Origin of the sequence: Qipengyuania sp. JC766 (assembly GCF_040717445.1) — a bacterium.
In the GTDB taxonomy this organism is placed as follows: Bacteria; Pseudomonadota; Alphaproteobacteria; order Sphingomonadales; family Sphingomonadaceae; genus JC766.
Map to the genome: position 1 here is coordinate 2,177,584 of NZ_JBFEFL010000001.1, position 21,987 is coordinate 2,199,570.

Genomic DNA, 21,987 nt, shown 5'->3' on the forward strand with positions numbered 1-21,987 from the left:
CCGGGCCCGGGCGGTCCTTTCGGGTCAGTCCCTGACCTGGACCCAGACGGGCGCGTGATCGCTCGCCTTCTCGCGGCCCCTGCGCTCCTTGTCGACGCCGGCGGCTTCCAGCCTGTCGGCCAGTGCCGGCGACAGCAGCAGGTGGTCGATCCGGAAGCCGTGATCGCGTTGCCAGGCGCCGGCCTGGTAGTCCCAGAAGGTCCATACCCCGCCGCGCGGGTTCAGCGTGTCGATCGCGTCGGTCCACCCGTCGTTCAACATGCGCCGGTAGGCGTCACGTGACGCCGGCTGCATCAGGGCATCGTCCGCCATGGCCTTGGGCGACCAGACGTCCTTGTCTTCGGGAATGACGTTGAAGTCCCCGACCAGCGCGGCCGGGACCTCTTCCGCCCAGATTTCCGCGGCGCGCTTGCGCAACCGTTCCATCCAGCGCAGCTTGTAGTCGAACTTCGGACCGGGCTGCGGATTGCCGTTGGGCAGGTAGATGGAAGCGACGCGTACGCCGTTTACGTCGGCTTCGAGGTACCGCGCATGATCGTCCTCGGGTTCGCCTTCGAGGCCCCTGCGGATCTCGACCGGTTCGAACCCGTCGGCGAGGATTGCGACTCCGTTGAAGCTCTTTTGCCCGTGCCAGATCGCCTTGTAGCCGATGGATTCGAATTCCTCGGCCGGAAATCCCTCGTCCATCGATTTAACTTCCTGCAGGCACGCGACTGTCGGCCGCGTCTCTTCGAGCCATTCCTTGAGGCGCGGCAGGCGCGCCTTGATCCCGTTGATGTTGAAGCTGGCAATGCGCATCCGTCGCTGATGCCCGATCGCGCGCGGGAGGTCTAATTCAAATCCCGAAACTCGATCCGCAGCCGCACCCGGCGGCGGCTTGCGGGTTTTCGACCCGGAACGCCGAGCCGCCCAGCGTATCCACGAAATCGACCTGGCTGCCGGCGACGAGGTCGAGGCTGACGGGATCCACCACGAGGCGGACGCCGTCCGTTTCGGACACGGCATCGTCGGCCTTGGGCGTGTCGGCCAGGCCGAACTTGTACTGGAATCCCGAACAGCCGCCGCCCTCAACCGAAAGCCGCAGGATCGCGGGCTTCGACTGCCGTTCCGCGATCCAGGCGATGCGCTTGGCCGCAGCCGGCGTGAGGGTGGGTGTTTCGCTCATGCGCTGGAGATAGGGGGCCTTGCGGGCGCCCTCAAGCGGTGGCGATATAGTCGCGCATCGCTTTTGCTTCCTGCTCGACTTCGACGATGCGCGACTTGACGAGGTCGCCGATGGAAATGAACCCGACCATGTGCTCCCCCTCCATCACCGGCAGGTGGCGGATCCTGCGACGTGTCATCAGGCCCAGCGCGTCATCGACACTGGTCTGCCGGTCCACGGTGATCGCGGGCGCGGTCATGACGCCGCCGACCTTCTTCGCAAGGCAGTCCGTCCCTTCTTCCGCGAGGCGATAGACGACATCGCGTTCGGAAAAGATGCCGACGACCTTGCCGGCGCGAGTGACCGGCATCGCCCCGATCCGCCGCTTGGCCAGGATCGCGATCGCTTCCCCCACGGGCGAATCGACGCTGCACACCACGATTTCAGAGCTGGCCCGGTTTCCCGTCAGTTTGCCGATATCCATGCTTTCATCTCCTTTCCCGGAAAGCAGGATGCCACACGAACCTTCCGAATGCGAATCCCGGGCGCCCTTGAACAGCGGGCGGTCTGCCGCCATTGGAGAGGCATGAGCAAAGGTTCCCCGCTCGACGATCCGGAAAAGGCCGCCCACGCATGGGCGCGCTATCGTCGCATCATGCGATTCATGCTGATCCTGACGATCGGCGTGGTCGTGCTCGCGATGGCGGTTCTCTACGACGGGCAGAGCGAGGCGTCGGTCCACTATTACATCGCGGCCGCGCTCGGCATCGGGTTCACGATGCTGGTCGCCTCAGCACTGATGGGTCTGGTGTTCCTGTCCAACGGAACCGGCCATGACGAGGCGGTCCGGGACGAAAGCGAGAAGCCTAGGCGCAAGCGCCGTTACTAGGTGTCTTCGGGATTCTTCAGCCGGAACCGTTCGACCGGCTTACCCTCGATCAAGTGCTCCTGGATCACCGTTTCGAGCGCTTCTTCGTCCATCGAATGATACCAGACATTGTCCGGCCACACGACGGCGACCGGACCCATCGCGCAGATCTGCAGGCAGTCCGCCTTGGTCCGCTGCACGCCGCCGGTCCCGTCTCCCCGCTTCGGGCCGGCGAGCCCGAGCTCCTTGAGCCGCCGCTTCAGGAAGTTCCAGGCGGCCGTGCCCTCCTCGCGCGAACAGCATTTCTGCTTGTCCGAAACGGAACACAGGAAGATGTGCCGCTCGAGGTCCGGGCCCGCCACCTTGGCGTAGGCCTTCTGCGCTTTCTCCAGCGAGGATCGCTTGCTCATTCGTCGACCGCTGCCGCGCCATCCCGGTTAAGCCAGCGGTCGAGCCAGGCGAACACCGTCCGGTGCCATTGCAGCGAATTCTCGGCACCCAGCACCCAGTGGTTCTCATCCGGGAAGACGAGGAGCTGCGCCGGAACGCTCTGCTGCTGCAGCGCGGTGAAGCTGGCGAGGCCCTGCGTGTAGGGAACGCGGAAGTCCTTCTCGCCCGTGATGACAAGCATCGGCGTCTTCCACTTGTGGACGTGGTTCACCGGGTTCCACTTCTCGTAGGTTTCCTTCTGCGCGGCGTAGGAGCCGCCGAAGTCCCAGCGCGGAAACCACAATTCCTCGGTCGTGTAGTAGAAGCTGCGCATGTCGAACAGGCCGTCATGCTGCACCAGGCAGTCGAACCGGTCGGGCCAGTTGCCCGCGATCCAGTTCATCATGTAGCCGCCATAGGACGCCCCCATCGCGCAGGCCCGCTCCCCGTCGATCTGGCTGTCGAGCGCCAGCGCCGCGGCCAGGCCCTTCTGAAGATCTTCCAAAGGCTTGCCGCCCCAGTCGCGGTTGATGCTGTCCGTGAAGGCTTGGCCGTATCCGGTCGAACCGTGGAAATCGACCGAGATGACGGCATAGCCCTGGCTGGCAAGTACGCGCGGATTCCAGCGGGTGGACCACCCGTCGTTGAAGGAGCCCTGCGGTCCGCCGTGGACGTACAGGATCGCCGGCATTTCGCCGTCGAAATCCTCCAGCTTCGTGATCTGGCCCCAGACCGTGTCGCCATTCGCGCCCGCGAACGAGAAGCGGCGCGTCACGACGGAGGCGAGTTCGCCCACGCGCGACTTGGCGATCATGGATACGGGCATCGCCTGTTCGAAATTGGTCGAGAGGAACAGCTCGGGCGGTGCGCCGATAGAATCCTGCGTGAAGAGCAGCCTGTCGCCGGCAAGCGGCATGACATTGCCGATATGCGCCTCGTTGCCGGCCATGAGATCGAGTTCGGTCACTTCGCCGGAGCGCGGATCGATCCGGTAGGCCGGCGTGTCGAGCACGCTCTGCGCGGTGGCGATGAGGTAGCGCGAGTCCCGCGTCCATGCGAGCGAACCGAAGGACCGGTCGAAACGCTGCGTGAGGGGACGGACCTCGCCCGTCTGCAGGTCGCGCAACTGGACCACCATCCGGTCCGCTTCGTATCCCGGCCGCGCCATGGCGAGATAGGCCAGGTAACGACCGTCGGGCGAAGGGGTCGGCGCGGCATCCGTCGCGGCGTTCGCCTCGGTGACGTTGGAAGCGATTCCCGTGGTCGTATCGAGCTGCCAGATGTCGAGATTGGTCGACAGCGGCTCGTCCGCGCCGCTCTGCCGCGCGACGAACCACAGGTTCTGACCTGACGGCGACCACGCGATGTCCTCCGGCCCACCGAAGGGCTTCGTCGGGGTGTCGCCGGAAAATGCGCCGCCCATGATCCGGGCATCCGCCGGCATGGGGTTGGCAAGGCCGTTGGGCGTCACGTCGTAAACGAAAACGCGGTTGTAATGGCCGGGCGTCTTCCACTGGTCCCAATGCCGCACGAACCCTTCGTCCGCATCGTAGAGACGGCCGGTTCCCACTGTCTCCATGTCGCCGGAGTCCTCGCCAGCGCATGCGATATCCGTGCATTCGCGCGGGAATTCGCCGAACAGGGCGATCCTGTCGCCCGAGGGCGAAAGCTTGAAACCGTCGACCGATCCGCCCGGCGCCCCGACGAGCACCGGCGCGCCGATCCGGCCGCTGGCGTTCGGCGTCACGCGCCAGACGCGGACGGGACCGGCGGAACCGTCGGACTGCGTGCTGCCGTTGGACAGGAAATAGAGGTCGAGGCCGGCACCAAATTCAAGCGATCGCGCATCGCTCGGCAGGGCCAGCGGCACGGGCTTGCTGTCCGCCTCATTCAGGTTCTGGAGGAAATAGGCGCGCGTCCGGTCGTAGCTCTGCGGATCGGTATTCGTGACCGCATACACGACGTAGCGGCCGTCCCGAGTCACCACCGGCGCGCCGAGGCGCGGCATGGTGATGAGGTCTTCCGCCTCCATCGGCCGGGCGGTTTCGGATTGCGCGAACGCCGGCATGGCGGCGAGGACAGCGGCGATGGTGGCGGTAAGCCCGGCGGTCTTTCTCATGCGCGCAAGGACTAAGCCCTTGCGCATTCGATACAAGCGGAAACCGTCAGGAACGCTTGCCGGCAATCCGGGCGATTTCGGCCCGCACCTGCTCCTCCACGATGCCGGGCAGGTTCTCGTCCAGCCATTCGGACAGCATCGGGCGCAGGAGGTCCCTGACGAGGCCTTCCAGCGAGGTTTCGCCGGAGCGCACGATCTTGGGCTGCGCGCCGGGCTCGGCAATCATCGCCAGCGCGGCCAGGTTCTCGCGCATCGCATCGCGCGTCTTCGCCGTCACCAGGCTGATCTCCTCATCCCCGTCCGCGTCGCTTTCGGTCGATCCGAGCGACGGAGCGGAGATAGAGTCCTCGATCAGTTCGGCCGAACCGAGATCGAGGATTTCTTCCGCTTCTTCCTCGTCCACGGGCTCGGGGATCGATTCTGACATGCCGGCCGACTCGCGCCGACGCCGCATGTTCTGCATCCGCTCGCGGTCGTCGCGCGCGATCACTTTCTTGATGGAAGCGAGGATTTCCTCGACCGAAGTTTCGTCGTCGTGCCCCATGCGATCAGTCCCCCCGGCGAAGATCGGTATCCGGATCGATGCTATCGATCGTGTCTGGATCGTCGACATCCGCGGTGGCCGCGGGAATGTCAACTGTCCGCGTGGACTGGGTAACCGGGTCCGGGTCGCGCGACCAGTCCCAGATATTGTTGCGCACGCGGTCGTAATTGACGACCGGATCGTACAGCACGCCCTCGTCGGTCAGGCCGAGATCGCGGGCTTCCGCCTTGCCCATTGCGGCCAGCAGGGTGAAGCCGGCGACATAGGCGTTGCGACGGGCGGTCACCAACTGGACCCGGGCGGTCAGCAGTTCCTGCTCCGCGTTGAGAACGTCGAGGATCGTGCGGTTGCCGATGGAGTTTTCGGCCCGCACGCCTTCCAGCCCGAGCTCGGCCGCCTCCACCGCGACCTGCGAGCTTTCGATGATCGCCAGCGACGCGCGGTAGCTGGCGAAGGAGGCCCGCACCTGCGCGATCACGTCGCGCTCGGCCGCGATGACCTGCTCCAGCGCCTGCGAAGCGCGCGCCTGCGCTTGCCGCTCAAGCGCCGCGGGCCGACCGCCCTGGAAGATCGGAATGCTGACCTGCACGCCCACCTGCGCCGCGTTGGACGTCTGCGGGCTGGCGATGAGCGGGCTGTTCGGATCGTCCGGGTCCAGGAGACCGTCGGGAACGCTGCCGAGGAAATTCTGGTAATCGTAGCCGGTGAAAACGGACACGCGTGGCAAGCGGCCGGCGCCGGCAACGTCGATGTCGAAACCAGCAGCGTCGGCCCGGTCGCGTGCGGCAATCAGGTCCGGATTCTCTTCCAGTGCGACGTCGACGGCCATGTCGGGGGAAGCGGGCAGGCCGGGCAGGGGCGGGGGCGGTTGCAGGTCGTCGGGCGCTTCGCCCACCAGCTGCACATAGGTCTCGCGCGCGCCGATGAGGTTCGACTGCGCGCTGCGCAAATCGCTTTCTGCGAGGGCGAGGCGGGACTGCGACTGCGCAATGTCCGTGCGCGTGAGGTCGCCGATCTCGAACCGGTCCTGAGTCGCTTCCAGATTGATCCGGAGGACTTCGACCTGGTTGGCGTTGAGGCCCACCAGCGCTTCTGCGCGGATCACATCCATGTAGGCCGCGACGACCTGGCTGAAGAGGGCGGATTCGGTCGCTCTCAGATCGGCCCGCCCGGCTTCGACGCGCTGCTCCGCGGCGCGCACGGCGTTCTTCACCGCGCCGCCCGAATAGATCGGCACGCTGAGGTCGAGGCCGGCATTCACCGCCCGGTCGGGAGTGAAGAAGCTCGTGGAGCTCTGCTCGATGAATTCGGTGGCCGTGCCGTTCGCGTTGACTGTCGGCAGGCCGTCGGCCCGCGCAATGGGCACGTTTTCGTCGACGGCACGCTGCTGGGCCCGTGCGCCTTCGAGAGTCGGATTGTTCTCGTATGCCGCGAGCAGCGCTTCGCGAAGGGTATCGGCCTGCGCGGGCGCCTGCGCGGCCGCCAGCACCCCGATCAAAGCCGTAATGACAGCCCCCCGCCGCATGGTCAGAAATTCCAGACTTTCGGTTTGTCGAATTCCGGCAGGTGCGGAATGCCCATCTCGGCCAGGGCCAGCAGGGCAGCGCCCCGGTCGGACCGGCGCCCCGTGGCAAGGCGCGTCACGCCGCCGCTCCACAGCCCGGTGACCAGCCGACCATTGGTGGCGAGCCGCTCCACGAGCGTGTCGGGAATCGCTTCGACGGCGCCGTCGATCAGGAGGAGAGTGAACCCTTCCTGCTTGTCGCCGGTCTGCACCGCCTCGTCGGGCAAGATCGTCTCGACATTCTCGACCAGCGGCTGGACGAGCGCGGGCAGGTAGCCGCTGCCAGAATCCACGACGAGCACCGTGTCGCCGAGCGTGGGCCGTGCCTCTTCAAGCATGCGGCCGTAAAACACCGGCGCGGCGAGCCTGCGCCCGTTCGCCAGCGGGATCGACCGGTCGATATAGGCCAGCTTGCGGGCCTCTTCCGGCACGTAATCTTCCCGCGCGACGGCATTCATGCGCGCCAGCACGAACTCGGCATTGACGCCGCTCGTCCGCAATTGGCTGTCGATCATGGCACGACGGGCTGAAGCGTAATTCATAACGGTTAGTGCATTACCCATATAACACAGCTGGTCAATCCTCGCTTTAGGCGCAAGCGCAGTTGCGGCCAAGCGCTTTGACGGTAACGGGGCACCGACATAGAGCATCGCGCGAATCGACCGGATGAAATTTGCCTTCGACCAGCGACGGCACCCGTCCGGCGTGTACCCGACCAGGAGATTGCCATGACTTCGTCCACCGCTTCCGAGACCCGGCAGGAAAGCGATTCCCTCGGCGAGATCGCCGTCCCGGCCGACCGGTACTGGGGCGCGCAGACCCAGCGCAGCCTCGGCAATTTCGACATCGGCACGGAAAAGATGCCCGAACCGCTCATCCGCGCGCTCGGCATACAGAAGAAGGCGGCGGCGCTGGCCAACATGGAGCTGGGCGTCCTGGACGAGAAAATTGGCCGGGCGATCGTGGCGGCCGCGGAAGAAGTGATCGACGGGACGCTGATCGCCGAATTCCCGCTTGCCGTCTGGCAGACGGGTTCGGGCACGCAGTCGAACATGAACGCGAACGAAGTGATCGCGGGACGCGCGAACGAGCAGCTGGCGGGCACGCGTGGCGGCAAGGAGCCGGTCCATCCCAACGATCACTGCAACATGGGGCAATCCTCGAACGACACGTTCCCGACGGCGATGTACATTGCCGCGGTCGAACAGGTGAACAGCGTGCTGCTGCCGCAATTGCGCCGCCTGCACGAGGCGCTGGACGCGAAGGCCAAGGCATTCGCCGATATCGTGAAGATCGGCCGCACGCACTTGCAGGATGCGACGCCGCTCACGCTGGGGCAGGAGTTCTCCGGCTACGCGAAGCAGGTGGAATACGGGATCGCACGCGTCGAAGGATCGCTTCCGCGGCTGTCGCAGCTCGCACAGGGCGGCACTGCCGTCGGCACGGGAATCAATTCGAAGGGCGGTTTCGCGGAACTGTTCGCGACCAAGGTTTCGGACATCACCGGCCTGTCCTTCGAGACTGCGCCGAACAAGTTCGAGGCGCTCGCCGCGCATGATGCGCTGGTCGAGATGTCGGGCGTCCTGAACGTGCTCGCGGCGAGCCTGATGAAGATCGCCAACGACATCCGCCTGCTCGGCTCTGGCCCGCGCTGCGGGATCGGCGAGATTTCGCTGCCGGCGAACGAGCCGGGATCTTCCATCATGCCGGGGAAGGTCAACCCGACCCAGTGCGAGGCGCTGACGATGGTCTGCGCGCAGGTCATGGGCAACCACGTCACCGTGACGGTTGCCGGATCGAACGGGCATTTCGAACTGAACGTCTTCAAGCCGGTGATGATCTACAACACGCTGCAGTCGATCCGGCTGATCGGCGATGCCTGCGCCAGCTTCACCGACCACTGCGTTTCCGGGATCGAGGCGAACGAGGCACGGATCGAGCAGCTGCTGAACGAGAGCCTGATGCTGGTGACCGCGCTGAACCCTCATATCGGCTACGACAACGCCGCGAAGATCGCCAAGAAGGCGCATGCGGAAGGCACCACGCTGAAGGCGGCGGCACTCGATCTGGGCCTCCTGACCGAAGAGCAGTTCGCCCAGTGGGTCGTCCCGTCGAGCATGATCCGCCCGCGCGACTGAGGACCGCGCGCGTCGACCAAACGCCGCGACAGTTCGACGCGCGTTCTGGCCTTGCCCGCGCCCTGTGCGTAGGCACCGGACGATGACGAGCGAGCAAACGACGACGGACGAGGCGGTGCGCCTTCCGCTGCGCATCGTCGTCCTGTCGGTGACGCTGGTCTGGGTCACCTATTTCGCGCTGACGACCCTTCGCGGCGCGTTCGTCGGTCTCGATTTCCAGCCCGAGCTGCTGTGGCGCCGCGGTGCGGTGACTCTGGCGGGCATCGGCATTACGCTGGTCATGTGGCTGATCCTGCGCACGGTGGAGAACCGCGCGCTGGGCGTGCGGATCACTGCCGCACTGCTGCTGGCGCTCCCGGCGGCGCTGCTTGTGGCGCAGGTCAACCAGATGATGTTCGCTTCCGTCCAGGAGGCTGTCTATCGCGACCTAGGCGAGAAGCAGGGCGTCGTCATCCGGCGCGACGAGACGGGCAACCTCCTGCTGGAAGTCCCGCCGCTGCCGAGCGGGCAGGCGGAACCTGATGCGGAAGAAGGCGGACGGACCATCGTGCTAGCACCTGCGCCTACCGGGGTCGACCGGCTGCGCCAGCTGACCGACATCGCGCTCGGCCGCTACTTCCTGCTGCTGGCCTGGGCCGCGCTCTACCTTGCGCTGCTCGCCGCTGCGAAGGCGCGAATGGCCGAACGCCGGGAAAGCGAGTTTCGCGAGGCGGCGAAGGCGGCGGAGCTGCGCAGCCTGCGCTATCAGGTGAACCCGCATTTCCTGTTCAACACGCTCAATTCGCTGTCCTCCCTGATCATGACCGGCAAGTCCGACCGGGCGGAACAGATGCTGCAGGCGATGGCCAATTTCTATCGCCACAGCCTGGCCGAGGATCCGACCAGCGATGTCGCCCTGGAAGACGAATTCGCCCTCCAGCGCCACTATCTCGAGATCGAGGCGGCCCGCTTCCCGAACCGCGTCCATGCGCGTTACGAACTGCCGGCGGAATTGCAGGGCGTGCGCGTGCCAGGGATGATCCTCCAGCCGCTGGTCGAGAATTCGGTGAAATACGCGGTCGCGCCGAACAATCGCCCGATCACCATTACCCTCGCCGCGGAAGCGGACGGGGAGGGGCGGGTGAAAGTCGTGGTCGCGGACGACGGGCCCGGGGAGAAGCAGGCATCGCCGAAGCACGGCTTCGGCATCGGGCTGGAGAACGTGCGCCAGCGCCTTTCCGCCCGCTTCGGGGACCGCGCCCATGTGACACATGGCGCGACACCGACAGGCTACCGAACCGAACTGCATGTGCCGGGGAGAACGGATGACAGAACAGACGGATGAATCGCCGCTGAGAACGATGATCGTCGACGACGAGCCGCTGGCGGTCGAGCGACTGCAGGTCATCTGCTCGCGTATCGATGCCCTCTCCGTGGTCGGGACGGCCAATGACGGCGCCTGCGCCCTTCGGCTCATCGGCGACCTGCGGCCCGACCTCGTCCTGCTCGACATGACCATGCCGGAAGTCGACGGTCTCTCCGTCGCGCGCAAGCTGGCGAAGCTCGACCGGCCGCCGGCCGTGATCTTCGTGACCGCGCACGATCATTTCGCCGTTGATGCCTTCGATCTCGATGCCATCGATTACGTTCTGAAACCGGTCGCGCCGGAACGGCTGGAACGCGCGGTCGAACGGGCGATGGCCCGGCGAGGCGAAAAGTCCGGCGACAGCGGCAAATGGCTGAAGGAACTATGGGTCCCCCACCGGTCCGAACTGGTGCGGGTAGATGTCGCGCAGATCAGCCGCATCGACGCGGAACGCGATTACGTGCGGCTGCATGTCGATGGCCGCAACTATCTCCTGCTGCAGACCATTGCGGGCCTCGAGAAACGGCTCGACCCGGCCGAGTTCATCCGCATCCACCGGTCCACGATCCTGCGTAAAGACCATATCAGGGGCCTGCGCCACGATGGGCTCGGTGTCTGGTCGGCAGAGCTGCAGGACGGGGACGCGCTGCGCATCGGGCGGACTTACCTCGCCAAGGTCAAGGCGATGGCGGGCCGCTGACAAAAGAGAACCCGGCCGCCGGGGACTGTCGGCGACCGGGTTCCGATCGAGGCGCTGGTCGGGCAGCGCCCCGGATGCCTGGTGGGGAGCTCAGGCTTCTCGCGACTTACCGATCAGGGCCGTTACTTGGCGTTCCGCGCTGGCCTTCGCCCGCGTGTAGCATTGCCTGGATTCGCGGTCGCGAATGCGGGTGCCGAGAGTGGTATCGTCCAGCCCGCAGATCTCGCGGGCGGCACGGTCGATCCGCCGTTCCAGCGTTTTCTGTCCCTGCTCGGTGGCAAGGTCGAGATCGCGGAATTCGATTGTCATGTCCGCGGCCATGGCGGGGGCGACGAGCGCGGTTGCCATGGATAGCGCCATCAAGGTCTTGCTCAACATTGGCTTCCTCCATCTGCGAGGGTTTCGGGGGGACTGGTGCCTCGCATGATCGGATATATCCCCACCGCCCCGCGCGATCATGCGCGCATCGTTGCCGGCATTTCGCCGGTCGACCGGCGATGCGGGCGCTGGACAGATGGCCGGATTTTGCCGACGGAACGCCGATCCGATCCGCCGAATAGCGAGCCCCGAAACGCCCATGCTGATCCTCGCGATCCTGTTTGTCCTCGGAATGGCGAATTTCGCCATGCATCAGGCGATCGTCGAAAGTCGCGCCGCGCAGGTTCCTGGGCTGGCGTTCCTCACCTCGTGCGCGGCGCGCCTGATGGCCCTGCTGGTCGAGCTTGCGCTGCTGATCGCGGCCATGGGCCTTGCCAGTGCCGGCTGGACGGGGTCCGTGGTGGTATACGCGATCTACACCTGCCTGAACGGGCTCGCGGCCTGGCTTATCGCGACGGGACGCATCTGACGGGAACCGGACCGGCCATGACGGGCTTGGGAAGTATGGGAACGCGCCGACAGATGCATCTGGTCGTCAATGCCAGGAGTGGCAGCAACACCGGCGACGCGATCGACAATGTGCGAAAACAGCTTGCGGATGCCGGGTGGGCGATCCCGAGGCTCGCCTGTTTCCCGGACGACGACCTGCCTTCGCCAGAACAGCTCGATGCCGAAGGCGTCGACACATGCGCGGTGTTCGCAGGCGACGGCACGATCAATGCGCTGGTGAACACGCTGGCGGGCTGGGGCGGACAGGTGCTGGTTCTCCCCGGCGGCACGATGAACCTGCTGTCGAAGCGCCTGCACGGCGATCTCGAATTGCCGGAAATCCTGCACTGCTTCCTCGGCGGAGGTGCGCGCCGGGTACGGCCCGGCATCGCGCGCTGTCCGGAAGGATCAGCCCTGGCCGGACTGCTGGCCGGACCCGGGACGCGCTGGAACGTGGTCCGCGAAGCCATGCGGGATCTCGATCTTGCCAAGGCCACCGGCGGGTTTGCAGACGCCATGCAGGAAACGACCGAAGGGCCGGGCGCGCGTCTGGCGGAACCGGAGATCGCGGCCAACCGGCCTTATCCGCTAATTGAGATCACGCCGGGCGAAAACGGCCTCAGCGCGGATGGTTTCCATGCGGAGGATGCGGGCGATTACATCGCGCAGGGCTGGGCATTGCTGCGCCGGCGTTTTCGCGAAGGACCGCACGACCGGCTGGGCGTCTTCAATCGGATCGTGCTGGAAAGCGAGGACGGCAGCGACCTTGGCCTGCTGATCGACGGGGAACCCGCCTCGCTCGCCTCGCCTGCCACCATCACCCTCGCCGAATGCAGGGTCGATCTGTTAGCGACCGGCCATGCCTTCTGATCAGACGCTTCTTTTCCATCTCTCGGACATCCATTTCGGGCTTGAGGACAACCAGGCCCTCGATTGGGTGAAGCAGGAAATCGCCGCCCGCCAGCCCGACGCGGTCGCCATCACCGGCGACCTGACGATGCGTGCGCGCCACCATGAATTCCAGGCCGCCACTCACTGGATCACCACGCTGGACGTTCCGGTGACGGTGGAGGTGGGCAATCACGACATGCCCTATTTCAACCTGCTGGAGCGGTTCTTCGCGCCCTATCGGCGCTTTCAGGGGATGCAGGATCTGGTCGAAAAGGCGATCGACCTGCCCGGCCTCGCGATCGTGCCGCTCAAGACGGCGGTGCGGGCGCAACCGCGCTTCAACTGGTCGAAAGGCTGGGTGACCGACGATGCGCTGCAGAAGTGCCTCGCACTGATCGATGCCCTGCCGGCGGGGACGAAGGCGTTGGTGGCGGTTCACCATCCCTTGCGCGAAGTGGGGACCGAAGGCACCGCGCTGACCAAGAACGGCTCCAAGGCCTTGCAGGAACTGGCGAAGCGGCCCGTCCTTGCCGTCCTCAGCGGCCATGTCCACGACGCCTTCGACATCGTCGAGCAGACCGGGAACGGCCCTGTGCGCATGATCGGCGCCGGGACCCTGTCCAAGCGCACACGCTCCACTCCGCCCAGTTTCAATGAACTGCGCTGGGACGGGGCTGAGCTGCAGGTGACGGTCCGCAACCTCGACGACGTGGCCACGCGGGACATGATGATCGACGACGTGCCGGAAGACGCGATGCCGCCGCGCAATCCGGGCGATCCCGTCGCACCAGTGCGCCAGATACCGCGGACCGATCCCCCCGTGTCCTGAAAGAGAGTGTCCTGACAGAGAGCCTGTTCGCGAGAACCATGAAAAAGGGCGGCACCTTGCGATGCCGCCCTTCCTTGGTGATCCGGTTGAAACGCGCTTAGCGCTTCGAGAACTGGAAGCTGCGGCGGGCTTTGGCCCGGCCGTACTTCTTGCGCTCCACCACGCGGCTGTCGCGGGTGAGGAAACCGGCAGCCTTTACGGTGCTGCGCAGCTTGGGTTCGTACTTGGCGAGAGCCTGGCTGATGCCGTGCTTCACCGCGCCGGCCTGACCGGAGAGGCCGCCGCCGCGAACGGTGGCGATCACGTCGTACTGGCCCATGCGGTCGGTGATCGCGAAGGGCTGGTTGATGATCAGGCGCAGGGTCGGGCGTGCGAAGTAAGTTTCCTGCTCCTTGCCGTTAACCGTGATCGTGCCCTTGCCGGGCTTGATCCAGACGCGGGCGACCGCGTCCTTGCGGCGGCCGGTCGCGTAGGCGCGGCCGTGCTGGTCCAGTTCCTGCTCGCGAAGCGGCGTGTCGCTCTGCTGGGCGATGGCCGCGGCGTCCGCGTCGGGCGCATCGCCGGCGATGTTGCCGAGATCGGCGAAGTCGGTGACGGTGCCGGACTTGTCGTCCGCCTTCTCGTTCGTCTTTTCGGCAGCCTCGTCTTCGGCGGTGTCGCCGGTTCCGGTCTGCGCTTCGACCTTTTCCTCGGCCTTGGGGGCTTCGGTTTCGGGCGTCTCTTCGGGTTTCTTATCGTCGGCCATCAGGCGGTAACCTTGTTCTTGCGGTTCATTCCGGCGACATCGAGCGTTTCGGGCTTCTGGCCCTCATGCGGATGATCCGTACCGGCGTAGACGTGGAGAGCGCGCATCTGCGCACGGCCGAGCGGGCCGCGCGGGATCATGCGCTCGACAGCCTTTTCGATCACGCGCTCGGGGAAACGGCCCTCGAGCACCTTGGCGGGCGTCGTTTCCTTGATGCCGCCCGGATGACCGGTGTGCTTGTAATAGACCTTGTCGGTCATCTTGCGGCCGGTGAACTTCACCTTTTCCGCGTTGAGGATGATCACGTGGTCGCCGCAATCGACATGCGGAGTGTAGCTCGGCTTGTGCTTGCCGCGCAGGTGGTTGGCGACGATCGCGGCGAGACGACCGACGACGAGGCCGTCGGCATCGATCACGTGCCATTTCTTTTCGACCTCGGCCGGCTTGATCGACCGGGTCTGCTTGTGCAGCGCCTTCATGGCTTTTCCATTCGTTGACGAAATGAGTAGTGTGCGAATCGCCGTTTCCGGGATCGCGAGAGGCGCGCATTTGTGCCGCAACGTGCCGCAAGTCAAGTGAAACCGGGCCTTACGGCGGAGGTAAAATAATACCTGTCAGCCTTGTGCGCCGGTCTGCTCGCGCAGCCACGCCGCCGTCGCCTCCCCCGCCCGGCACGGCCAGCCCATGATGGCTGGGGTCTCGTATGGATGAATATCGGCAAGTCGCGCGATCGCCTCGTCGAGGAGGGCCTCATCCGTCTTGAACAGCGCCGCGCACTCGTTCTCGGACTGGACGGCGCCCTTCCAGGCAAAGACCGATACCATCGCCGGGAGCAGGTTCGCACAGGCGACGAGACGCTCCTCGATCAGCGTCGCCGCGGCCGCCCGCGCCTGTGCCTCGTCGGCGAACGGGCTCCAGATCAGGGCGCTCACTTGCGGCGGCCCTCGATATGCATGGCCCAGGCGGTTGCGCCCACGACCAGTGCTCCGATCCCTTGGTGCGCCACCGCGACCCACAATTCGACGCCCGACAGCACGGTCGCGATGCCGACCACGATCTGCAAGCCGACCAGGGCGTTGAGGAGGACGGAGGCCTTCCGCTCGAAGGGCTTAACGCGGCGCGCCTGGAAGATCAGCGCGGCCGCGGCAATCCACGCCCACCAGCGATGGAGGAAGTGGAGCAGGAAGGGATCGTGGGTCACAGCCCACCAGAAGCCCCGCGTACTGTCATACTCCGGGAGGAAACGGTCCTGCATGAGCGGCCAGCTGTCCGACGCATGGCCGGCATTGAGCCCTGCGACCCATGCCCCCAGGAGGAGCTGGATGAACAGCACCACGGCGACGAGGAACGGCACCAGCCGCAGACGGGCCGCAGGTCCGGCAGGAATGCGGGCCAGCCTGCGCATGTCCAGCGCGGTCCAGACGAGCAGCGAGAGCGTGAGCAGAGCCGTGAGCAAATGGATCGAGAGCCAGAAATGGCTCACGTCGGTCATCTGTCCGGACAGCCCGGACCGGACCATGAACCAGCCGAAAACCCCCTGCATCCCGCCCAGGACGAGGAGCAGAACCAAGCGCAGCTTGTAGCCTTGCGGAATGGCCCCGCGGATCCAGAACCAGGCGAGGGGCAAGGCATAGGCCAAGCCAATCAACCGCCCGATCAGGCGGTGGAACCATTCCCAGAAATAGATGAACTTGAAATCGGCCAGCGTCATGCCCGCGGGGCCGGTCACGTTACGGTATTCCGGTATCTGCTGGTACAGTTCGAATTCCGCCTGCCACTGCGCCTCGGACAAGGGCGGCAGCGCGCCCGTCACGGGTTTCCACTCGGTAATGGAAAGGCCCGATTCCGTCAGGCGCGTGATCCCGCCCACGATCACGATCGTCACCACCAGCGCGGCCACGCCCCAGAGCCACCACGCGATCTGCGCAGGTCTGGAGCTCGATGGCACGGCCGCGTCCGGCAGGGTTTCAGTCTCGGTCATGGGGCGTTCCATGCTGCCTGAAGCAGCCCCCGGCAAGAGCAACGCATGCAATAGGACTTGCGGGACTTGCGAAATGTAACATCGTCACATACATGCACCGCGTGTCGATCCCCGCCAAACCCACGATTCGTACGCGGCTCGATCGTGCCGGTCTCATCCTTTCGGGGGTGTGCGCGGCGCATTGTCTGGCAAGCGTCTTGATCATTTCCGGACTCGGCATCGGCGGGCAGTTCCTGCTCGATCCGATTTGGCACGAGATCGGATTGATGCTCGCGCTCTTCATTGCTGCCATCGCAATCGGATGGGGCGCGTTGCGGCACCGCCGCGCCGTTCCCTTCGTCGTCGCCATGATGGGACTGACCTTCATGGGCGGTGCCCTGGCGGCACCCCACGGGATGGAAGAAATGATCCTGACCGTGATCGGCGTCGCGCTGGTTTCGGTCGGGCACGTCCTCAACCTTCGCGCTCCCGCCAAAGCCTGAGCTTGCCTCGCGCGACTTGCCCTCTATCTCGGCGGGCATGACCGATCTGCGCACCGTCACCGTCAACGGCGAATCTCGCCGTACCTCATCGTCCGATGTCGCCGCGCTCGTGCGTGAACTCGAACTCGATCCGCAGAAGGTTGCCGTCGAGCATAACGGCACCATCGCACCGCGATCGCATCTGGGCGAGACGCCGCTTGCCGACGGGGACGTTCTCGAAATCGTCCATTTCGTGGGCGGGGGATCAGGGCAGCAGGACGATAATTGGGAAGTTGCCGGACGCACGTTCCGGTCGCGCCTGATCGTCGGAACCGGGAAATATGCCGATTTCGAACAGAACGCCGCGGCCGTCGAAGCGGCGGGTGCCGACATCGTGACCGTGGCGGTCCGCCGGGTGAATGTCAGCGATCCCAAGGCGCCGATGCTTACCGATTTTATCGATCCGAAAAAGGTCACTTACCTTCCCAATACGGCCGGGTGCTTCACGGCGGACGAGGCCATCCGCACCCTGCGTCTGGCGAGAGAAGCCGGCGGATGGGATCTGGTAAAGCTGGAAGTCCTGGGCGAGGCGCGCACGCTTTACCCGGATATGCGGGAAACCCTTCGCGCCACCGAAACCCTCGCGAAGGAGGGCTTTTATCCGATGGTCTATTGCGTCGATGATCCGATAGCGGCGAAGCAGCTGGAAGAGGCCGGGGCCGTGGCGATCATGCCGCTGGGCGCCCCGATCGGCAGCGGGCTCGGCATCCAGAACCGGGTCACCATCCGTTTGATCGTGGAAGGGGCCAAGGTTCCCGTCCTCGTCGATGCAGGGGTAGGCACGGCGAGCGATGCTGCGGTGGGAATGGAACTGGGATGCGACGGCATCCTGATGAACACCGCCATTGCCGAAGCGAAAGACCCGATACGCATGGCTCGCGCCATGAAGCTGGCCGTCCAGGCCGGCAGAGACGCGTATCTGTCCGGTCGCATGGCAACGCGCAAATACGCCGATCCCTCGAGCCCGCTGGCGGGTCTCATCTGACCGGACATCACAAATGATATGGAGCGAACCGGCAGGATTTGCGGAACGCCGCACCGGTCAACCCGTTCAAATGTCAAGTTGCACGAGAGCAGCCCTGCCTTCCGGCGATACTGCCGGGAGACATAAACGCAGGAAGGATTTCAATCATGGGTGAATTCACAGACAAGGCGAAGGGTATCGCGAACGAAGTTGCCGGCAAGGCGAAGCAGGCTTCCAGCGATCCGGAAACCAAGACCGAAGGAAAGGCGCAGGAACGCAAGGGCGAGGCGCAGAACCTCAAGGGCGAAGTGAAGGGTGCGTTGGGCGACAAGGTCTGACGCAATTCACGATACCACCGAGAAGGGCCGCACTCAGTGGTGGCCCTTTTTGTTTATCGCTTACGCGGCGTTAACCATCTTGCGCGACACTTCCTCCAAGAAGGGGGAATGGTCATGGCGATTACCGGAACGGCTTCACTCGCGATCGCGGAAATGCGGGAGTTTGCCGCGTTCACCGCTGCCGAACAGAGATACATTCGTCGCAGTCTGGACATCGGCCTTGGCAGGCAGGATGCATTCCGCCTCTGGGCGCGGGACGCATCGGAGACTGTAGGAATCAGGCGCCACTACGTTATTTACAACGACCTGAAGGCGTTGCGTTCATCGATACCGGACCCGACTGCATCGGAACCCGCGGAAGCATTCATCGGCAAGCTGACCCGCATTGCAGCCTTCGACCTGGCGCAAGGCAGGATCGAATGTTTCTCCGCCTTCCGTTTTCTCTACGAAAGGCTGCTCGGTCCCGAGGCCCGACCTTGGCTTCCCGCCGCGTTCTGCGGAGCGGCGGCATTGCCGCAGATCGAACCGCACAACCGCAAGATGCTGCTGCAGTCCCTCAGCGAAGCGGCTGCGACGGCACCCGGGTGGTCGGTCCGGCGACCGACCTTCTTCCCGGAATATATCGACAGCGTCGCCGCCTGAGCGCTCCGATCATTCCCACCAATACGGCAGGCGTTCCGCGTCTCCCGTCTCGATTTCGTTCATCGTGCGTGCGTCGTAGAGCCGACCGCCGAGCATAACCGAGGAAATCCGGTCGCTGTTGCGGATGTTCTCGGCCGGATCGGCATCCAGGACGACGAGGTCGGCGAGCTTGCCCGGCTCGATACTGCCGATATCGTTCGCCATGCCCAGCGATTGCGCCGCGACGATCGTACCCGCGCGCAGCGCCTCGACGGGAGACATTCCGCCGCGCACGAAACTCCAGAGTTCCCAATGCGCCGCGACACCCGCCTGCTGCCCGTGTGCACCCAGCGAAACCTTCACGCCCCTGTCGGCAAGCTTCTTGGCCTCGCGTGCGGCGTCGTCGTCCTGAAAAGCCCATTCTGGTGCCTTGGTACGCCGTGCGTTGTCGGCCAGCAGTTGCTTGGGCGGCGTGTGCATCAGCAGCGGGTTCAGCCAGACGTCGGTGGTCTGGCGCCAGTACGGATCGCCCGCCAGTCCGCCATAGGTCACGCCCAGCGTGGGCGTGTAGTTCGACTGGCTCTGGCTGAAGAACTGCAGCACGTCCTCGTACATCACATTGACCGGGACATTGTGTTCGACCGTGGAATTGCCGTCCGCGATCAGGTTCATGTCCATGCCGAAGAGCGATCCGCCCTCGGCCACGACCAGCATGTTCTCGGCAAGAGCAGCGGCGGCCACCTGCTGGCGCTGTTCGCGCCTCGGCTGGTTGTAGTTCTTCACCGATACGCCGCCCTGCGCCTTGATCCGGCGGACATGCGCCAGCGCATCGTCGTAATTGTCGATGCGTGCATAGACGCTCGGCGACTTGGCACCATAGATGATCTCCCCGGTGGAGAAGATGCGCGGCGCGAGCAGTGTCCCGGCCCGCTGGCGCTCCGCTGCGGCGAAGATCATGCTCGCGCTCGAACTGGGGTCGTGGATGGTGGTGGTGCCCATGGCCAGCGCCTGCACCATCGACCAGTTCTGCTGCGGGATCAGGTCCCCGACGCCTTGCGGCCCGTGGGCATGCGCATCGACCAGGCCGGGCATGATGACCTTGCCGCTCATGTCGATTTCGCGGGCACCGCCCGGTATCTCCACCTGACCGCGCGTACCGACCGAAACGATCCGGTCGCCGCGGATCACGATCACGCCATCCCGGTCGATCCTGCCTTCTCCACCGGAAGCCGGCATCTGGAGGATCGATGCATTGACCAGCGCAATCGTGCGATCGGGCTTGGCAGCTTCCACCGTCCGGGCGAGCGAGATGCCTTGACTCGGCGGTGTGAAGGCGGCCTCGCCGTCCGCCTCTCCGGCAGGGGCCGACCGGAACAGGTCGTCCGTGCGCACGGAATACAGGGTCGGCCCCATGGACCAGTGCAGGGTTTCGCCGTCCCGCGTCCAACCGATATAGTCCGCCCCGCCTTCGCTGGCCTTGGTGACAGGGAGCGGGCCACCGTTCTCGGCCACGCTCACCGCTTGCCCGCCGGGCATCAGCGGCATGGCGAACACTTCGTAATTCTGCCGGAACGCGACGAATTCACCATTGGGGGAAACGCGGAAATCGTTCGCGAGTTCGCCTTGGGCATGGACCCGGCGGGCCTCGCCGTTGAGGTCGGTCGAGACGAGCTGCAAGGCACCGCCTTCGTTCGCCAGCATGAACAGCCGGTCTTCGGTCGCCCCGAACTGCGGTGTCCCGGTTCCGCGTGCGACCAGTTGCGGCGTGCCGCCGTCCGCGTCGATGCGGTAGACGCCGGGATTTTCCGAATAGGCCTGGTCGGTGAGGTAACCGCCGCTGCGCTTTTCGAAGACGATCGTTTCGCCGTCGGGTGAAAACTGCGGACTGGCGTAGTGGCCGGGCTGGCGTGTCACGGTGCGAAGGTTGCGCCCGTTCGCATCCGCGACCACGATTTCGCCAAGGCCTTGGTCTGTCCAGCGAACGAACACGATCCGCCGCCCGTCGCGCGAGAATGCGGGCCAGAGTTCCAGCGCATCACCGCTGCCAGTAAGGCGGCGCGGTTCGCCGCCCGATGCATCCTTGGCGTAGAGCTTGCCCATGCTTTCGAAGACGACCCGGCGCCCGTCGGGTGAAAGTGTCGCGAAACGCGGGATGCTGGTGACGAACCGTTCGGGCGCGACTTCGATGACGGGATGCGGCGCGTCGGCCACGCCGCGCGTATCGTCGATGCGGAACGGGATCTCGCGAACGGCACCGTTTGAGACGGCGACCCGGCGCAGCTTCCCGCCGGCCCAGAAGACGATTTCCTCGCTATCGGGCGTCCAGTCCATGTTCGGGTACACACCCGTGACCGCCCAGGTCTCCTGCACGTCGAGATCGAGGTTGGCGTAAATCCGGCGTTCTTCTCCGCTGGCGAGGTCCTTGACCCACAGCTGGGACTGATCCTGTTCCCGCCGGACGAATGCGATGAGGCGTCCGTCGGGCGAGGGCGTGGGCCGGACGGCCCCGCCATAGCCGGAAACGGCGGTCGTGGTTTCCCCCGTGCGCAGGTCGTATGCTTCGATATCGAAGATGCCTTGCGTGGAATCTTGCGCGTATTCGAAGATCGGGCCCGGTGTGGTGTTGCGCGTGAAATAAATCGTTTTGCCGTCCGGGCTGTAGATCGGCTCGCCGAGTTCCTTCTGGTGCTGCTCGTTCGGGCGCTCGACCAGCTTGACGCCGCCGCCGCCGCTCACGTGGTAGAGCCAGACCTCGCCGGTGCCGAGCGACCGACCGGTCGTGAAATGCTTCTTGGCCGCGATGAACCGTCCGTCGGGCGACCATGTCGGCTGGTTGAGGAGGCGGAAATCCTCCTTGGTCAGCTGGCGCATGTCGCTGCCGTCGGCATTCATCAGCCAGATGTTGTCGCCCCCGCCACGATCGGAGGTGAACGCGATGCGGCGCCCGTCGGGCGAGAAGCGCGGCTGCACTTCCCATGCCATGCCTTCCGCGATCCGCGTGGGGGAGCCTCCCGCGATCGGCATGGTGTAGATGTCGCCCAGAAGCGAAAAGGCGATGGTCCGGCCGTCGGGGGAGACGTCCACGTCCATCCAGGTCCCCTCCTCCGTCCGGATCGGGATCTGGCGGATCGTCATGCCCGCAGGATTGCTGACGTCCCACGCCGCGTCCTCGGCCGGTTCTTCCGTCTCCATCGCGGGATCGACAGGCTGGCCGCTGTCTTCCTCGGGCAGGCCGTCGCCTTCCGGTTCGGGGCCGAGTATCTCGTCTTCCGGAACCTCGGTTTCCTCGACCGGCGGGATGCGCTGCTCCTGCGCAGCCGTAGCGGCGGTCTGGATCGCAAACAGGCTCGCAGCGGCGAACAGGAACGTCTTGGTCATG

At 65.3% G+C, this 21,987-nt stretch carries 25 protein-coding genes; 11 read left to right on the forward strand and 14 right to left on the reverse strand.

The features are described from left to right. Positions 1 to 24: 24 nt before the first annotated feature. From xth to AB1K63_RS10515, 3 genes are read right to left on the reverse strand one after another with little or no spacing between them, the layout of a single operon-like run. Positions 25 to 798 carry an exodeoxyribonuclease III gene (xth, locus tag AB1K63_RS10505; RefSeq protein WP_366960085.1) on the reverse strand — a complete coding sequence of 258 codons (774 nt, stop codon included), beginning with the start codon at positions 796 to 798 and terminating at the stop codon, positions 25 to 27. Between the two features lie 37 nt (positions 799 to 835). Beyond that, positions 836 to 1,165 (reverse strand): iron-sulfur cluster assembly accessory protein, encoded by a 330-nt coding sequence (locus AB1K63_RS10510; protein WP_366960086.1) that lies wholly within the window; start codon positions 1,163 to 1,165, stop codon positions 836 to 838. Between the two features lie 31 nt (positions 1,166 to 1,196). Beyond that, complete coding sequence (locus AB1K63_RS10515; protein WP_366960087.1) at positions 1,197 to 1,628, reverse strand: CBS domain-containing protein; 432 nt, start codon at positions 1,626 to 1,628, stop codon at positions 1,197 to 1,199. A 102-nt stretch (positions 1,629 to 1,730) separates the two neighbouring features. On the opposite strand from AB1K63_RS10515, the gene AB1K63_RS10520 reads away from it, so the two are divergent. Continuing rightward, on the forward strand, positions 1,731 to 2,033 hold the full coding sequence (locus tag AB1K63_RS10520; protein ID WP_366960088.1) for a hypothetical protein: 303 nt from the start codon (positions 1,731 to 1,733) through the stop codon (positions 2,031 to 2,033). Here AB1K63_RS10520 and AB1K63_RS10525 read toward each other — a convergent pair. The 5 genes from AB1K63_RS10525 to AB1K63_RS10545 are packed head-to-tail and all read right to left on the reverse strand — an operon-like array spanning position 2,030 to position 7,210. Then, positions 2,030 to 2,422 carry a (2Fe-2S) ferredoxin domain-containing protein gene (locus AB1K63_RS10525; protein WP_366960089.1) on the reverse strand — a complete coding sequence of 131 codons (393 nt, stop codon included), beginning with the start codon at positions 2,420 to 2,422 and terminating at the stop codon, positions 2,030 to 2,032. The two genes, AB1K63_RS10520 and AB1K63_RS10525, sit on opposite strands and share 4 nt — an antisense overlap. Beyond that, positions 2,419 to 4,560, reverse strand: coding sequence for a S9 family peptidase (locus AB1K63_RS10530; RefSeq protein WP_366960090.1), 2,142 nt, complete (start codon positions 4,558 to 4,560; stop codon positions 2,419 to 2,421). The genes AB1K63_RS10525 and AB1K63_RS10530 overlap by 4 nt, the downstream gene beginning before the upstream one ends. A gap of 46 nt (positions 4,561 to 4,606) precedes the next feature. After that, entirely contained in the window at positions 4,607 to 5,104 is a 498-nt protein-coding gene (locus AB1K63_RS10535; RefSeq protein ID WP_366960092.1) for a DUF2497 domain-containing protein, read from the reverse strand. A 4-nt stretch (positions 5,105 to 5,108) separates the two neighbouring features. After that, the gene (locus tag AB1K63_RS10540) at positions 5,109 to 6,629 is read right to left on the reverse strand and encodes a TolC family outer membrane protein (RefSeq protein WP_366960094.1); all 1,521 of its coding nucleotides are present in this window, start codon (positions 6,627 to 6,629) and stop codon (positions 5,109 to 5,111) included. A 2-nt stretch (positions 6,630 to 6,631) separates the two neighbouring features. Continuing rightward, on the reverse strand, positions 6,632 to 7,210 hold the full coding sequence (locus AB1K63_RS10545) for a protein-L-isoaspartate O-methyltransferase (protein WP_366960095.1): 579 nt from the start codon (positions 7,208 to 7,210) through the stop codon (positions 6,632 to 6,634). 186 nt (positions 7,211 to 7,396) lie between these two features. On the opposite strand from AB1K63_RS10545, the gene fumC reads away from it, so the two are divergent. The 3 genes from fumC to AB1K63_RS10560 all read left to right on the forward strand — a co-directional run bounded on the left by fumC (position 7,397) and on the right by AB1K63_RS10560 (position 10,851). Next, positions 7,397 to 8,806 carry a class II fumarate hydratase gene (fumC, locus tag AB1K63_RS10550; RefSeq protein ID WP_366960096.1) on the forward strand — a complete coding sequence of 470 codons (1,410 nt, stop codon included), beginning with the start codon at positions 7,397 to 7,399 and terminating at the stop codon, positions 8,804 to 8,806. Between the two features lie 82 nt (positions 8,807 to 8,888). Next, on the forward strand, positions 8,889 to 10,130 hold the full coding sequence (locus AB1K63_RS10555; protein ID WP_366960098.1) for a histidine kinase: 1,242 nt from the start codon (positions 8,889 to 8,891) through the stop codon (positions 10,128 to 10,130). Then, positions 10,111 to 10,851, forward strand: a complete 741-nt coding sequence (locus tag AB1K63_RS10560) for a LytTR family DNA-binding domain-containing protein (protein WP_366960099.1) — start codon at positions 10,111 to 10,113, stop codon at positions 10,849 to 10,851. Before AB1K63_RS10555 ends, AB1K63_RS10560 begins: the two co-directional genes overlap by 20 nt. A 90-nt stretch (positions 10,852 to 10,941) precedes the next feature. Here the strand turns inward: AB1K63_RS10560 and AB1K63_RS10565 are convergent, their stop codons facing one another. Continuing rightward, positions 10,942 to 11,229: a UrcA family protein gene (locus tag AB1K63_RS10565; RefSeq protein ID WP_366960100.1), complete on the reverse strand. Its 288-nt coding sequence runs from the start codon at positions 11,227 to 11,229 to the stop codon at positions 10,942 to 10,944. A gap of 136 nt (positions 11,230 to 11,365) precedes the next feature. Between AB1K63_RS10565 and AB1K63_RS10570 the strand changes: the two genes are divergently transcribed. Genes AB1K63_RS10570 through AB1K63_RS10580 form a run of 3 tightly spaced genes read left to right on the forward strand, consistent with a single transcriptional unit; the run spans position 11,366 to position 13,438 of the window. Next, positions 11,366 to 11,698, forward strand: a complete 333-nt coding sequence (locus tag AB1K63_RS10570) for a hypothetical protein (protein ID WP_366960101.1) — start codon at positions 11,366 to 11,368, stop codon at positions 11,696 to 11,698. Between the two features lie 53 nt (positions 11,699 to 11,751). Next, complete coding sequence (locus AB1K63_RS10575; RefSeq protein WP_366960102.1) at positions 11,752 to 12,588, forward strand: diacylglycerol kinase family protein; 837 nt, start codon at positions 11,752 to 11,754, stop codon at positions 12,586 to 12,588. Beyond that, positions 12,578 to 13,438, forward strand: coding sequence for a metallophosphoesterase (locus AB1K63_RS10580; protein ID WP_366960103.1), 861 nt, complete (start codon positions 12,578 to 12,580; stop codon positions 13,436 to 13,438). The genes AB1K63_RS10575 and AB1K63_RS10580 overlap by 11 nt, the downstream gene beginning before the upstream one ends. 97 nt (positions 13,439 to 13,535) lie before the next feature. Here the strand turns inward: AB1K63_RS10580 and rpsI are convergent, their stop codons facing one another. The 4 genes from rpsI to AB1K63_RS10600 all read right to left on the reverse strand — a co-directional run bounded on the left by rpsI (position 13,536) and on the right by AB1K63_RS10600 (position 16,164). Then, positions 13,536 to 14,183 (reverse strand): 30S ribosomal protein S9, encoded by a 648-nt coding sequence (rpsI, locus tag AB1K63_RS10585; protein ID WP_366960104.1) that lies wholly within the window; start codon positions 14,181 to 14,183, stop codon positions 13,536 to 13,538. Continuing rightward, the gene (gene rplM / locus AB1K63_RS10590; protein WP_366960105.1) at positions 14,183 to 14,662 is read right to left on the reverse strand and encodes a 50S ribosomal protein L13; all 480 of its coding nucleotides are present in this window, start codon (positions 14,660 to 14,662) and stop codon (positions 14,183 to 14,185) included. Before rplM ends, rpsI begins: the two co-directional genes overlap by 1 nt. Before the next feature lie 135 nt (positions 14,663 to 14,797). Then, the gene (gene cutA / locus AB1K63_RS10595; protein ID WP_366960106.1) at positions 14,798 to 15,115 is read right to left on the reverse strand and encodes a divalent-cation tolerance protein CutA; all 318 of its coding nucleotides are present in this window, start codon (positions 15,113 to 15,115) and stop codon (positions 14,798 to 14,800) included. Further along, positions 15,112 to 16,164, reverse strand: a complete 1,053-nt coding sequence (locus tag AB1K63_RS10600; RefSeq protein WP_366960107.1) for a COX15/CtaA family protein — start codon at positions 16,162 to 16,164, stop codon at positions 15,112 to 15,114. Before AB1K63_RS10600 ends, cutA begins: the two co-directional genes overlap by 4 nt. A gap of 92 nt (positions 16,165 to 16,256) precedes the next feature. Between AB1K63_RS10600 and AB1K63_RS10605 the strand changes: the two genes are divergently transcribed. From AB1K63_RS10605 to AB1K63_RS10620, 4 genes are all read left to right on the forward strand, one after another. Further along, complete coding sequence (locus AB1K63_RS10605) at positions 16,257 to 16,646, forward strand: MerC domain-containing protein (RefSeq protein ID WP_366960108.1); 390 nt, start codon at positions 16,257 to 16,259, stop codon at positions 16,644 to 16,646. Between the two features lie 37 nt (positions 16,647 to 16,683). Then, positions 16,684 to 17,670 carry a sulfur carrier protein ThiS gene (gene thiS / locus AB1K63_RS10610; protein ID WP_366960109.1) on the forward strand — a complete coding sequence of 329 codons (987 nt, stop codon included), beginning with the start codon at positions 16,684 to 16,686 and terminating at the stop codon, positions 17,668 to 17,670. Positions 17,671 to 17,816: 146 nt separating this feature from the next. After that, entirely contained in the window at positions 17,817 to 17,987 is a 171-nt protein-coding gene (locus AB1K63_RS10615) for a CsbD family protein (RefSeq protein WP_366960110.1), read from the forward strand. Positions 17,988 to 18,101: 114 nt separating this feature from the next. Continuing rightward, on the forward strand, positions 18,102 to 18,629 hold the full coding sequence (locus AB1K63_RS10620) for a hypothetical protein (RefSeq protein ID WP_366960111.1): 528 nt from the start codon (positions 18,102 to 18,104) through the stop codon (positions 18,627 to 18,629). 9 nt (positions 18,630 to 18,638) lie between these two features. Here the strand turns inward: AB1K63_RS10620 and AB1K63_RS10625 are convergent, their stop codons facing one another. After that, positions 18,639 to 21,800, reverse strand: a complete 3,162-nt coding sequence (locus AB1K63_RS10625) for an amidohydrolase family protein (protein WP_366960702.1) — start codon at positions 21,798 to 21,800, stop codon at positions 18,639 to 18,641. Positions 21,801 to 21,987: the final 187 nt, after the last annotated feature.

Bases quoted from the DNA above. Each gene is read 5' to 3' on its own strand.
- xth (WP_366960085.1), bottom strand. From the start codon at position 798: ATGCGCATTGCCAGCTTCAACATCAACGGGATCAAGGCGCGCCTGCCG.
- AB1K63_RS10510 (WP_366960086.1), bottom strand. From the start codon at position 1,165: ATGAGCGAAACACCCACCCTCACGCCGGCTGCGGCCAAGCGCATCGCC.
- AB1K63_RS10515 (WP_366960087.1), bottom strand. From the start codon at position 1,628: ATGGATATCGGCAAACTGACGGGAAACCGGGCCAGCTCTGAAATCGTG.
- AB1K63_RS10520 (WP_366960088.1), top strand. From the start codon at position 1,731: ATGAGCAAAGGTTCCCCGCTCGACGATCCGGAAAAGGCCGCCCACGCA.
- AB1K63_RS10525 (WP_366960089.1), bottom strand. From the start codon at position 2,422: ATGAGCAAGCGATCCTCGCTGGAGAAAGCGCAGAAGGCCTACGCCAAG.
- AB1K63_RS10530 (WP_366960090.1), bottom strand. From the start codon at position 4,560: ATGAGAAAGACCGCCGGGCTTACCGCCACCATCGCCGCTGTCCTCGCC.
- AB1K63_RS10535 (WP_366960092.1), bottom strand. From the start codon at position 5,104: ATGGGGCACGACGACGAAACTTCGGTCGAGGAAATCCTCGCTTCCATC.
- AB1K63_RS10540 (WP_366960094.1), bottom strand. From the start codon at position 6,629: ATGCGGCGGGGGGCTGTCATTACGGCTTTGATCGGGGTGCTGGCGGCC.
- AB1K63_RS10545 (WP_366960095.1), bottom strand. From the start codon at position 7,210: ATGAATTACGCTTCAGCCCGTCGTGCCATGATCGACAGCCAATTGCGG.
- fumC (WP_366960096.1), top strand. From the start codon at position 7,397: ATGACTTCGTCCACCGCTTCCGAGACCCGGCAGGAAAGCGATTCCCTC.
- AB1K63_RS10555 (WP_366960098.1), top strand. From the start codon at position 8,889: ATGACGAGCGAGCAAACGACGACGGACGAGGCGGTGCGCCTTCCGCTG.
- AB1K63_RS10560 (WP_366960099.1), top strand. From the start codon at position 10,111: ATGACAGAACAGACGGATGAATCGCCGCTGAGAACGATGATCGTCGAC.
- AB1K63_RS10565 (WP_366960100.1), bottom strand. From the start codon at position 11,229: ATGTTGAGCAAGACCTTGATGGCGCTATCCATGGCAACCGCGCTCGTC.
- AB1K63_RS10570 (WP_366960101.1), top strand. From the start codon at position 11,366: ATGGCCGGATTTTGCCGACGGAACGCCGATCCGATCCGCCGAATAGCG.
- AB1K63_RS10575 (WP_366960102.1), top strand. From the start codon at position 11,752: ATGCATCTGGTCGTCAATGCCAGGAGTGGCAGCAACACCGGCGACGCG.
- AB1K63_RS10580 (WP_366960103.1), top strand. From the start codon at position 12,578: ATGCCTTCTGATCAGACGCTTCTTTTCCATCTCTCGGACATCCATTTC.
- rpsI (WP_366960104.1), bottom strand. From the start codon at position 14,183: ATGGCCGACGATAAGAAACCCGAAGAGACGCCCGAAACCGAAGCCCCC.
- rplM (WP_366960105.1), bottom strand. From the start codon at position 14,662: ATGAAGGCGCTGCACAAGCAGACCCGGTCGATCAAGCCGGCCGAGGTC.
- AB1K63_RS10600 (WP_366960107.1), bottom strand. From the start codon at position 16,164: ATGACCGAGACTGAAACCCTGCCGGACGCGGCCGTGCCATCGAGCTCC.
- AB1K63_RS10605 (WP_366960108.1), top strand. From the start codon at position 16,257: ATGCACCGCGTGTCGATCCCCGCCAAACCCACGATTCGTACGCGGCTC.
- thiS (WP_366960109.1), top strand. From the start codon at position 16,684: ATGACCGATCTGCGCACCGTCACCGTCAACGGCGAATCTCGCCGTACC.
- AB1K63_RS10615 (WP_366960110.1), top strand. From the start codon at position 17,817: ATGGGTGAATTCACAGACAAGGCGAAGGGTATCGCGAACGAAGTTGCC.
- AB1K63_RS10620 (WP_366960111.1), top strand. From the start codon at position 18,102: ATGGCGATTACCGGAACGGCTTCACTCGCGATCGCGGAAATGCGGGAG.
- AB1K63_RS10625 (WP_366960702.1), bottom strand. From the start codon at position 21,800: ATGGAGACGGAAGAACCGGCCGAGGACGCGGCGTGGGACGTCAGCAAT.